Origin of the sequence: Catenulispora pinistramenti, assembly GCF_018274385.1 — a bacterium.
GTDB classification, from domain to species: domain Bacteria; phylum Actinomycetota; class Actinomycetes; order Streptomycetales; family Catenulisporaceae; genus Catenulispora; species Catenulispora pinistramenti.
The window spans coordinates 1-10,615 of record NZ_JAAFYZ010000301.1 but is presented as its reverse complement, the minus strand read 5'-3'; the positions used below and the strand labels follow the sequence as shown (position 1 = coordinate 10,615).

At 70.6% G+C, this 10,615-nt stretch carries 10 protein-coding genes; 6 read left to right on the top strand and 4 right to left on the bottom strand.

Features of this window, described 5'->3' with window-relative positions; translation table 11 throughout:
* Positions 1–237: 237 nt before the first annotated feature.
* The 3 genes from KGQ19_RS44515 to KGQ19_RS44505 all read left to right on the top strand — a co-directional run bounded on the left by KGQ19_RS44515 (position 238) and on the right by KGQ19_RS44505 (position 2,913).
* Positions 238–576 carry a YciI family protein gene (locus tag KGQ19_RS44515; protein ID WP_212020984.1) on the top strand — a complete coding sequence of 113 codons (339 nt, stop codon included), beginning with the start codon at positions 238–240 and terminating at the stop codon, positions 574–576.
* A gap of 17 nt (positions 577–593) precedes the next feature.
* The gene (locus KGQ19_RS44510; protein WP_212020983.1) at positions 594–1,814 is read left to right on the top strand and encodes an RNA polymerase sigma factor; all 1,221 of its coding nucleotides are present in this window, start codon (positions 594–596) and stop codon (positions 1,812–1,814) included.
* A 292-nt stretch (positions 1,815–2,106) separates the two neighbouring features.
* Positions 2,107–2,913: an isocitrate lyase/PEP mutase family protein gene (locus KGQ19_RS44505; RefSeq protein ID WP_212020982.1), complete on the top strand. Its 807-nt coding sequence runs from the start codon at positions 2,107–2,109 to the stop codon at positions 2,911–2,913.
* A gap of 149 nt (positions 2,914–3,062) precedes the next feature.
* On the opposite strand, the gene KGQ19_RS44500 is transcribed toward KGQ19_RS44505, so the two are convergent.
* The 4 genes from KGQ19_RS44500 to KGQ19_RS44485 all read right to left on the bottom strand — a co-directional run bounded on the left by KGQ19_RS44500 (position 3,063) and on the right by KGQ19_RS44485 (position 6,912).
* Positions 3,063–3,287 (bottom strand): hypothetical protein, encoded by a 225-nt coding sequence (locus tag KGQ19_RS44500; protein WP_212020981.1) that lies wholly within the window; start codon positions 3,285–3,287, stop codon positions 3,063–3,065.
* Between the two features lie 200 nt (positions 3,288–3,487).
* Positions 3,488–3,901, bottom strand: a complete 414-nt coding sequence (locus tag KGQ19_RS44495) for a DUF3099 domain-containing protein (protein WP_212020979.1) — start codon at positions 3,899–3,901, stop codon at positions 3,488–3,490.
* A gap of 87 nt (positions 3,902–3,988) precedes the next feature.
* Entirely contained in the window at positions 3,989–5,404 is a 1,416-nt protein-coding gene (locus KGQ19_RS44490) for a metallopeptidase TldD-related protein (protein WP_212020977.1), read from the bottom strand.
* Positions 5,401–6,912: a TldD/PmbA family protein gene (locus KGQ19_RS44485; protein ID WP_212020975.1), complete on the bottom strand. Its 1,512-nt coding sequence runs from the start codon at positions 6,910–6,912 to the stop codon at positions 5,401–5,403. Before KGQ19_RS44485 ends, KGQ19_RS44490 begins: the two co-directional genes overlap by 4 nt.
* Positions 6,913–7,090: 178 nt before the next feature.
* Here KGQ19_RS44485 and fabG point away from each other — a divergent pair, with 178 nt between their 5' ends.
* The 3 genes from fabG (at position 7,091) to KGQ19_RS44470 (ending at position 10,526) form a co-directional block, all read left to right on the top strand.
* Positions 7,091–7,795 (top strand): 3-oxoacyl-[acyl-carrier-protein] reductase, encoded by a 705-nt coding sequence (fabG, locus tag KGQ19_RS44480; RefSeq protein ID WP_212020973.1) that lies wholly within the window; start codon positions 7,091–7,093, stop codon positions 7,793–7,795.
* Between the two features lie 2 nt (positions 7,796–7,797).
* Positions 7,798–8,568: an enoyl-ACP reductase FabI gene (fabI, locus tag KGQ19_RS44475; RefSeq protein ID WP_212020971.1), complete on the top strand. Its 771-nt coding sequence runs from the start codon at positions 7,798–7,800 to the stop codon at positions 8,566–8,568.
* Positions 8,569–8,975: 407 nt separating this feature from the next.
* Positions 8,976–10,526 carry an MFS transporter gene (locus KGQ19_RS44470; protein WP_212020969.1) on the top strand — a complete coding sequence of 517 codons (1,551 nt, stop codon included), beginning with the start codon at positions 8,976–8,978 and terminating at the stop codon, positions 10,524–10,526.
* Positions 10,527–10,615: the final 89 nt, after the last annotated feature.

The window sequence follows — 10,615 nt, the reverse complement described above, 5'->3', positions numbered from 1 at the left end:
CCCGACAGGTCTCCCACACATCCGCCCCGACCAGCTCACCAGTCCACTCACCCTGCATAACAGCAGTCTGACCCCACCGGAGAACCGACGAGGTCAGAACGCATGATTTTCATGAGTCTTCTAGCGCTGGGCCGGTCGGAAAAACTTCGGGGGGCATGTAGTAGCGGGCCCGAGCCGTTCGTCAACCTCATGACCGGCGGGACACACCGCCGCGACAACCTGCGAACGGAGAGACCGATGAAGTACCTGATGCTGGTCTGCCTGGACCCCGGCCTCGACAAGTCGAAGGTGGGCGACGCCCCCGACGTCGAGGAGTGGGTCGCCGAGAACGACGGCAAGGGCATCCGGGTGCTGGGCGACCGGGTGCGTCCGGAGTCCGACGCCACCACGGTCCGCGTCCGCGACGGCGAGGTGCTGCTCACCGACGGGCCGTACGTCGAGACCAAGGACCTGATCGCCGGGTTCGACGTCCTGGAGTGCACCGACCTGGACCACGCGGTCGAGGTGGCGTCCCGGCACCCGATGGCCTGGGGCGGCGTGATCGAGCTGCGCCCGTTCTGGGGCGAGGACGACTGAGGCCGGACGGCGGGGCGATGGACGGCGAATCGGCGAGCGAGGTCATCGCCGGGATCTACGCCGACGGCTGGAGCCGGATCGTGGCCACCATGATCCGGTTCACCGGCGGCGACTGGGACCTGGCGGAGGAGTGCGCGCAGGACGCGTTCACCCAGGCGCTGCGCAAGTGGCCCGGGGACGGGATCCCCCGGCAGCCGCTGGCCTGGCTCACCACCACCGCCCGCAACCGGGCCGTGGACCGGATGCGCCGGGCCTCGACCGAGGCGGCCAAGCTGCGGGCGGCGGCGCGCGAGCCCGCGCCGCCGCCCTACACCCAGGACAGCGAGATTCCGGATGAGCGCCTTGAGCTCATGTTCACCTGCTGCCACCCGGCGCTGCGCCTGGACGCGCAGGTGGCGCTGACGCTGCGATCCCTGGCCGGGCTGAGCACCGCTGAGATCGCGCGCGCGTTCCTGGTCTCGGAGCGGACCATGGGCCAGCGCGTCTTCCGGGCCAAGCAGAAGGTCGCGCACGCGGTCATCCCGTTCCGGGTGCCGTCGGCGCACCTGCTGCCGGACCGGCTTCCGGCGGTGCTGCACGTGCTCTACCTGCTGTTCAACCGAGGCTATGACGAACCGCGGGACCCGGCCCACCTGGGCCGGGAGGCGATCCGGCTGGCCCGGGTGCTGGTCGCGCTGATGCCCGACGAGCCCGAGGCGCAAGGGCTGCTGGCCCTGATGCTGGTGCAGGAGGCGCGGCGCGCGTCGCGGTTCGACGAGGACGGCGAGCCGGTCATCCTGGAAGACCAGGACCGATCCCGGTGGGACCGGGAGCTGATCGGCGAAGGCGGGGCGATCCTGGAACGGGCACTGCGCCGCCGCCGCGCCGGGCCGTTCCAGATCCAGGCGGCGATCGCGGCCTGCCACGCGGCGGCGCCGAGCACGGCCGAAACGGACTGGCCGCAGATCGTGGGACTGTACGACGAACTCGCGAAGGTGGCGCCCGGCCCGGTCGTGGACCTGAACCGCGCGGTCGCGCTGGCGATGGCGGAGGGACCCGAGGCGGCACTGGCGGAGGTCGACGCGCTCGCCGCCTCGGGACGCCTGGACGGCTACCACCTGCTGGCCGCGGCTCGGGCCGATCTGCTGCGGCGGGTCGGGAGCGCGGCTGAAGCTCACGAGTGCCTGCGGGAGGCGATCGCGCTGGCGCCGAGTGAGGGGGAGCGGCGGTTGTTGCGGCGGCGGCTGGCGGATTGGTGAGGGTTGGAGGATTGGTGAGGCTGGAGGACTGGTGAGGTGCGGCGCGCGCGGGGGTGCAGCGGGCTGATCTCGGCCGGCGATTCGGCAGAGCGACCGCCGCGTGTGCTGCCTTGGCGGGTTGACCTTGCGCGGCGGTGCGGCAGGGCGATTGCGTGCTGCCTCGGCGGGCTGACCTCGCAGGAAAGCTCGGCGGGGCTCGCGTCCTTGGCGGTGTGGGGCGAGGCCTCGCGCCGTGGATTCGGCCCTCACCGAATAAGATGCGACCGTGGGTGCCTTCTGATTCGCTGAGGCCATGACATCTCAGCACGACAAGGCCACCCGGTTCCACGCGCTCCACGTCCCCGGCACGCCGCTCGCCCTCGCCAACGCGTGGGACGGCGCCAGTGCCCGTATCGTCGCCTCGACCGGTGCGCCCGCGGTGGCGACCACCAGTGCCGGGGTCGCGTGGGGGCTCGGGGCGGCTGACGGCGGTCATCTGGATCGGGAGCGGGCGGTGGCGCTGATCCGGCGTGTGGTCGACACCGTCGAGGTGCCGGTGACCGCCGATATCGAGGATGGGTTCGGTGCTGACGCGGACGCCGTGGCGGAGACCGTCACGCAGGTGATCGCGGCCGGTGCGGTCGGGGTCAACATCGAGGACGGGCCGCGGGATCCGGCTGAGCTGGTCTCCCGGATCGCCGGTGCCCGGCGGGCTGCTGACGCGGCCGGGGTTCCGCTGTACATCAATGCGCGGATCGACGTGTTCCTGTTCCAGCTCGGCGCGGAGCCGGACCGGCTCGGTGAGACCTTGGCCCGGGCCAAGCGCTATCTGGCCGCCGGGGCCAGCGGGATCTTCGTGCCGGGGGTCGCGGCGCCGGAGACGATCAGTGCCCTGGTGCAGGGGATCGACGCGCCGCTGAACGTGATGGTCGGGCCCGGGGCGCCGACGGTCGCCGAGCTCGCGGGGCTGGGTGTGGCGCGGGCCAGCCTGGGCGCGGCGGTCGCCGAGGCGGCCTACGGGTTGGTGCGCCGAGCCGCCGAGGAGTTGGCCAAAAGCGGTACCTACACGTCGGTCGAGGGCGGGCTCCCGTACCCGGAGCTCAACGGTCTGATGGGCTGAGTGTCCGATTCCGGCGTCCGATTCCGACGTCCGGTTTGAGCTTTAAGCGATCCATTTGAGGGTTCGGCTCGAAGGTCCGGCTTGGACGTTCGACTGTCGAAGCGTTCGCCGGGCCGATCCGGTCCGGCGGATGCCCGGTCCGGTCCGGGTCAGTCCTGCGCGGCCCCAGGTCGGAACGGCTCCACCTCGATGAGGAAGCCCCGCACGTCCAGGAAGTCGGCCAGGTGCTGCCGGTGCTCCTCGCAGGCCAGCCACACTTTGCGCCGGTCCGGGGTGTGCAGCTTCGGGTTGTTCCACACCACGCTCCACGCCGCGGGCAGGCGGCAGCCCTTCGCCGAACAGATGGCGGGGGCGGGGGAGTCGTCCGAGGTCACGAAGCCACGATAACCCAGCTCCGCGAGGCAAAGAGACGCGGCGTCGAACGGCCACGGGGGGAGCCGCTCGACGCCGCAAGTGGCGCCCCGACGGGGGTTCAGGGCGCAGGTAAGAAGTATGACATGCGTAGACCCGCTAAGGGAATGGGCCCCTTACTTTTCCCCGGTCGGTGCCCGGATGCCCCGGACCCGTGCTCCGATCAGTCGTCCTCGCCGACGATCCGGCCGACGATCGGCTCCTCACGCGGGGTGTCGGGGGCGCTCTCCTGTGCCGTGAGGCCGTGATCCCGCGGCGTCTCCCGGACCCCCTGCCCGGGCAGCAGGGCAAGCCGTTCCTGGTCCATGAACGGGGAGTCCGCACCCGATTGCGGTTCGCGGCCGCCGTTGGCGTAGACCACCGCGACATACGGCAGTACCAGCGCCAGCGCCGCCAGCCCGAGCTTCCACGGCCAGTCGATCGGCAGGATCACGATCAGCAGGAACGCCGCGATCCTTATCCCCATCGCCATCAGGTACTTCGACTCGCGGGACCGGATGTCCTGGCTCAACGGCTTGGGCGCGTCGGTGATCCCGAAGACGTCCTGTTGTCCGGTCTTGTCCCGCCCGATCCGCATACTCCCAGGCTACGCCCGCCGTCGAGAGGGAGGACAGGACCCCGCCGACATCGGCTCGGCGGGGTCCTGATATAGCATCGGCGCCGCTCAGGAGGCCGGGCTCACCGACGACATGTTGAAGTCCGGGATCCGCAGCGCGGGCATCGCGGTCCGGTTGAAGTAGTCGCCCCACTCGCGGGAGAACGTCCGCTCCGTCCGGCCGGCCTCGGCGATCCGCGAGAGCAGCGCCACCGGCGACTCGTTGAACCGGAAGTTGTTCACCTCGCCGACCACCTCGCCGCCCTCGACCTTGTAGACGCCGTCCCGGGTGAGCCCGGTCAGCAGCAGGGTCTGCGGGTCCACCTCGCGGATGTACCACAGGCTGGTCAGCAGCAGGCCGTCGCGGGTCGAGCCGGTCAGCTCGGTCAGCGACGGGCCGGTGCCGCCGGGCGCCGCGTCCAGGATCAGGTTGTCGACGAACGGCGTCACCGGTGCCTGGGCCCCGGCCGCGGTCTGCCGGGTGGTCAGCAGCGCGGCCAGTTCGCCGTCCTTGATCCACTCGGTCGGCCCGAGGGCGAGTCCGTTGTCGAACACCGATTGGTACGCGTTGGAGGAGTACGCCTCGACATACGGCGTGCACTCCAGCCCCGCCGCGGTCGGGTCGCTGCGCAGCGTCGCCTTGATCGCCGAGGAGCCGGCCAGGCTCTCGCCGAGCTTGGTCCCGCCGCCGCTCTTGCTGAACACCGAGCGGCCGTCCACGGCGTCACGCAGCGCGGCCGACCAGTACGCGTAGATCATCAGATCGGCGACCGAGGTCGGCGGCAGCACGGTCTCGTAGCGGCCGGCCGGCAGGTCGATCTTGCGCTTGGCCCACTCCAGCCGGCGCGCCAGGTCCTGGCCGACGGCCACCACGTCCACGTCGGAGAAGTCCGCGGTCGGCACCCCGGCCCAGGCCGAGCGGGACCGGTCGCCGGACTTGGCGTTGAGCTGCACCGAACCGGTGGGCTGGGCGTGCCGCAGCCGCAGGCCGCTCGTGGAGCCCAGGTACTGGGTGCTCATGCTGTGCTCGGCGTAGCCGAACAGCAGGCTGCCCTCGGCGCGGGCGGCGGCGAAGGTCTCGCCGAGCGCCGGGGCGAACGAGGAGAACACCGAGATGTCGGTCTGGGCCGGCGGCTCGTCCCAGTCCGCCGACGCCCGGCCGGGGACCAGCTGGTCGGCGTCGTCGGCCGGGCCGGACTCCTCGGCCGCCTTCTCGCTGGCCCGGACCAGGTCTTCGACGCTGGACAGGTCCACGCCGGAGCGGCCGACCACGCCGACGGCGGCCGAGGCCGCGCCGGTGGCACCGTTCTTGACCGAGATCACCGTGACCTGCTGCCCGGCCGAGACGCCGTTGGTGGTCAGGGTGTTGTTGGCCCAGCGCAGGTTGGCGTCGGTCGCGGCGTCCACCAGGACCACGGCGCCGTCCGCGCGGGACAGCTCCAGGGCCTTCTCGACCAGGTCTTGGGGCTTGGATGAAAGAGTCACTGACCAGCCTCCTGAACGGTGTTGAGGATACGGATGCCGCGGAACAGCGCGGCCGGCGCGCCATGGCTGACCGGCGCCACCTGCCCGGGCTGGCCCTTGCCGCACTGGAACGAGCCGCCGACGACATAGGTCTGCGGCCCGCCGACCGCCTCCATCGCGCCCCAGAAGTCGGTCGTCGTGGCCTGATAGGCGAAGTCCTTCACCTGGCCCTTGAGCTCGCCGTCCTCGATCAGGAAGGCGCGCTGGCCGGTGAACTGGAAGTTGTAGCGCTGCATGTCGATCGACCACGACTTGTCGCCGATGATGTAGAGCCCGCGGCGCACCCGCGAGATCAGCTCCTTCGTCGACGGGCCGTCCGGGGCCGGCCGGAGCGAGACGTTGGCCATCCGCTGGATCGGCACGTGCGCCGCGGAGTCGGCGAAGGCGCAGCCGTTGGAGCGGCCGCCGTTGAGGCCCTTGAGCTGCGCGATGCGGCGGTCCAACTGGTAGCCGACCAGGGTCCCGTCCTTGACGATGTCCCACGCTTGGGTCTGCACGCCCTCGTCGTCGAAGCCGACGGTGCCCAGGCCGTGCTCGGACACCCGGTCGCCGGTGATGTTCATCACGGGCGAGCCGTATTTCAGGGTACCGAGTTTGTCGAGCGTGGCGAACGAGGTGCCGGCGTAGGCGGCCTCGTAGCCCAGGGCCCGGTCCAACTCGGTGGCGTGGCCGATGGACTCGTGGATGGTCAGCCACAGGTTCGACGGGTCGATGACGAGGTCGTACTCGCCGGCCTGCACCGACGGCGCGGTGAGCTTGTCGCGCAGCAGTCCGGGCAGCGCGTCGAGTTCGGCGTCCCAGTCGAAGACCTCGTTGCCGGTGAAGAACTCCCAGCCGCGCCCGACCGGCGGGGCCACCGTGCGCATGGTCTCGAAGGCGCCGCTGTCCTCGTCGACGGCGACCGCGGTCAGCGCGCCCTCGGTCCGGATCCGCTGCTGGGTCAGCCGGTTGCCGGCCAGGTCCGCGAAGTACTTGCACTCCTGCACGGCCTGGAACCCGGCGTCCACGTGCGCCACCCCGTCGGCCGCCAGCAGCCGCTCGGACCAGCGCTGGAAGTGCCCGATCTTCTCGGTGTCCGGGACGTCGAAGGGGTTGACCTCATAGCTGGAGACCCATACGTGCTCGCCGTGCACCGGCTCCGGCGCCAGCACCACCGGCTCGGAGTTCACCGGCTTGGACACCTTGGCCACCTCGACGGCCTGCTCGGCCAGGGCGGCGGCGGTCCGCGCGTCGAGCGCGACCCCGGCGGCGAAGCCCCACGTGCCGTCATACACGACGCGCACGCTCAAACCGCGGTCGGAGGAATCGCTGACGCCGTCGACGTGGCCGTCGCGCAGATTGATGTTCTGGGAGCGGACGGTCTCGACGCGGAAGTCGGCGTGCTCGGCGCCCAGGGCGCGGGCCCGGGACAACGCCGCTTCGGCGAGATCGCCCAGAGGGAGCGAGGTGAAGGACTCGTCTACGGTCATAGCGCAAACCTAACGGGAACTGTGCGCGCCGGGCCGCTTGTGGGGGTCCTACAAAGCCGACGCCTGTCGATCTATGCCTTGCGAGGTTGCGGCGACCTCCCGGTATCCCGATAACGTCGGCGCTGACGTCATAGGCGAAGACAGCAGGCGCCACGAGATCAAGAACAGAGGTGCTGAATTGAGCCGGTCCGTACTGGTCACGGGGGGAAACCGGGGAATTGGCCTGGCCATCGCGAAGGCCTTCGCGGCGGACGGGGACAAGGTCGCCATCACCTACCGCTCGGGCGAGGTCCCCGAGGGCTTGTTCGGCGTGAAGTGCGACGTGACCGTCGCCGAGGACGTGGACCGGGCCTTCGGCGAGGTCGAGGCCCAGCAGGGCCCGGTGGAGGTGCTGGTGGCCAACGCCGGCATCACCCGGGACACGCTGCTGCTCCGGATGAGCGACGAGGACTTCGAGGCGGTGCTGGACACCAACCTGGTCGGCTCGTTCCGGGTCACCAAGCGGGCCAGCCGGGGCATGCTGCGGCTCAAGCGCGGACGCATCGTCCTGATCTCCTCGGTGGTCGGGCTGTCCGGCTCGGCCGGGCAGGCCAACTACGCCGCCAGCAAGGCCGGCCTGGTCGGCTTCGCCCGGTCGGTGGCCCGGGAGATCGGCTCGCGCGGCATCACCTGCAACGTGGTCGCCCCCGGTTTCGTCGAGACCGACATGACCGCGGTGCTCTCCGACGACCGCAAGGCGGAGATCCTGAAGCAGGTGCCGCTGAACCGGATGGCATCCGGCGAGGAGATCGCCGGCGTCGTGCGGTTCCTGGCCTCAGAGCAGGCCGCGTACATCACTGGAGCCGTCATCCCGGTTGACGGCGGACTGGGAATGGGGCACTGAGCATGGGCATCCTCGAAGGCAAGCGCATCGTCGTCACCGGCGTGCTCACCGACGCCTCGATCGCCTTCCACGCGGCGCGGATCGCGCAGGAGGAGGGCGCGCAGGTGGTGCTCACCGCGTTCCCGCGGCCCTCGCTGACGCAGCGGATCGCGAAGAAGCTGCCGAACGGCGGCGCGCCGGTGATCGAGCTCGACGTCACCAACGCCGAGCACCTGGCGGCGCTGGCGGACAACGTCAAGGAGCACATGGACGGCGTCGACGGCATCGTCCACAGCATCGCCTTCGGTCCGCAGGACGCGATGGGCGGCAACTTCCTGAACACCCCGTGGGAGTCGGTCGCGACCGCGGTGCACGTCTCGGCCTACTCGCTGAAGTCGGTGACCATGGCGCTGCTGCCGTTGTTCCCGGAGACCGGCGGCTCGGTGGTCGGCCTGGACTTCGACGCGCAGGTGGCCTGGCCGGGCTATGACTGGATGGGCGTGGCCAAGGCGGCGCTGGAGTCCACCTCCCGCTACCTGGCCCGCGACCTCGGCCCGCGCGGCATCCGCAGCAACCTGATCTCGGCCGGGCCGATCAAGACCATGGCGGCCAAATCGATCCCGGGCTTCGAGCAGTTCGACGGCGTGTGGGGCGAGCGGGCGCCGCTGGGCTGGAATCTGGAGGACCCCGACCCGACGGCGCGCGGCATCGTCGCGCTGCTGTCGGACTGGTTCCCGCGGACCACCGGCGAGGTCATCCACGTGGACGGCGGCGTGCACGCCATCGGTGCGTGAGCCTGACCGCGTGACCGCGTGACCGCGTGACCGCGTGACCGCGTGACCGCGTGACCGCGTGACCGCGTGACCGCGTGACCGCGTGACCGCGTGACCGCGTGACCGCGTGACCGCTGGACAAGCGGCCGGGCCCGGATCCCTCGACTGACGAGGGGTCCGGGCCCGGCCGCTTCTCGATTCGTGCGCATTGCGGACCGGCCGCCCGGACGGCGCCAAATTCAGGCGAACCTGTCGGTGGTGTCCGCTAAAAAGGAGTCGTACCCGCCACGGGAGGCGGGCACACCATCAATCTGAGGTCGCCGGAACCGGCGAGATTCGCGATATAGCTTGACAGTCGCAGCACGCGCTATATCGTGTGCTGCGAGCGAGTCACGTGACCGGGCCCGCGGTCGGCGCGGAGGGGAATCATGAACGAGGTTTTGAAGGGTACGGAGGACGTGACCGTCCCGGTATCCGACGGGGTGCCGGGGGAAGCGGCACCGGAGAAGGGCAAGGATCCGGGGCTCTCGGCGATCCCCAAGGGCGCGTGGGCGGTGATGTTCACCGTGCTCGGCGCCTCGATGATGGACCTGCTGGACGCCACGGTGATGAACGTCGCCGCGCCGTCGATCCGGAACGGGCTCGGTGCCTCGAACACCGAGTACCAGTGGATCAGCACCGGTTACGTGCTGTCCTTCTCGGTGCTGCTGATCGCCGGCGGCCGGCTGGGCGACATCGCCGGGCGGCGCCGGATGTTCATGATCGGCCTGACCGGCTTCACGATCATGTCCGCGGTCTGCGCCATCGCGCAGAACCCGGGCGAGCTGATCACGGCCCGGCTGCTCCAGGGCAGCGCCTCGGCCATGATGATCCCGCAGGGCATCGGCATGATCCGGGAGAAGTTCGGCCGGGAGAACAGCCAGAAGGCGTTCGCCATCTTCGGCCCGTTCATGGGCCTGTCCGCCGCCCTGGGCCCGGTGCTCGGCGGCGCGCTGATCACCTACGCCTCCTGGCGCTGGGTGTTCGTGATCAACCTGCCGGTCGGCGTGATCGCGCTGTACTTCGCGGCCAAGGTGCTGCCGACGGTGCACCACCGCGAGGGCGCCCGGCCGAAGCTGGACTACATCGGCCTGGTGCTCTGCTCGGCCGCGGTCGGCCTGCTGGTCTACCCGGTCATCCAGGGCCGCGAGCACCACTGGGACGCGGGGATCTGGCTGATGCTGGCGGCCTCGGTCCTGGTGATGATCGTCTTCGGCCTCTACGCCCGGGCCCGGCACAAGAGGAACCTGGACCCGTTCCTGGAGACCAGCCTGTTCCGCAAGCGGGCCTTCACCACCGGCGCGATGACCATCTTCCTGTTCTTCGGCGCGTGCGCGGCGGCCTTCACGGTCAGCCCGCTGCTGCTGCAGGTGTCCCTGGGCTGGTCGCCGCTGCGGGCCGGGCTCACCGGCGCGTGGTGGTCGCTGGGGACGATCATCTCGATGGGCGCCGGCCAGGCCTTCGTGAAGAAGACGCCGCGCCGGGTCCTGCACGCCGGGCTGCTGACGCTCGCCGCCGGCATGGCGCTGAGCGCGTACATCATCAAGCACTACGCCGGGACGTCGTTCACCCTGAACGCCGAGCACCAGCAGATCTGGCACAGCGGCGTCACCAGCTGGAACCTGGCCCCGGCGCTGTTGGTCTCGGGCATCGGCATGGGCCTGGTCTTCGCGCCGTTCTTCGGCCTGGTGCTGGCCGCGGTCGACGACCACGAACTGGGCTCGGCCAACGGCGTGATCAGCTCCTTCAACCAGCTCGGCAACGCGGTGGCCGCGGCGCTGTTCAGCACGCTGTTCTTCAACCGGGTCGAGCACGGCGGTTCGCCGTTCCCGGCCACCGAGCTCATCTATTGGCTGGCCGCCGGGGTCTTGGTCCTGACGTGGCTGCTGGCGTTCACGGTGCCCAAGACCGCGCGCAGCGAGGACGAGATCATGGTGTGACGCCGGCCGGCGTCCATGGACTGCGGGGGATCGGGGGATCCGATAGAGGGGGAACCGGGGGAGCGGGCAGGCTCGGCGTGTTCACACGC

Excerpts from the sequence above, each read along its gene's own strand:
- KGQ19_RS44495 (WP_212020979.1), bottom strand. The coding sequence starts at position 3,901 with ATGCGGATCGGGCGGGACAAGACCGGACAACAGGACGTCTTCGGGATC.
- KGQ19_RS44470 (WP_212020969.1), top strand. The coding sequence starts at position 8,976 with ATGAACGAGGTTTTGAAGGGTACGGAGGACGTGACCGTCCCGGTATCC.
- KGQ19_RS44485 (WP_212020975.1), bottom strand. The coding sequence starts at position 6,912 with ATGACCGTAGACGAGTCCTTCACCTCGCTCCCTCTGGGCGATCTCGCC.
- KGQ19_RS44505 (WP_212020982.1), top strand. The coding sequence starts at position 2,107 with ATGACATCTCAGCACGACAAGGCCACCCGGTTCCACGCGCTCCACGTC.
- fabI (WP_212020971.1), top strand. The coding sequence starts at position 7,798 with ATGGGCATCCTCGAAGGCAAGCGCATCGTCGTCACCGGCGTGCTCACC.
- KGQ19_RS44510 (WP_212020983.1), top strand. The coding sequence starts at position 594 with ATGGACGGCGAATCGGCGAGCGAGGTCATCGCCGGGATCTACGCCGAC.
- KGQ19_RS44515 (WP_212020984.1), top strand. The coding sequence starts at position 238 with ATGAAGTACCTGATGCTGGTCTGCCTGGACCCCGGCCTCGACAAGTCG.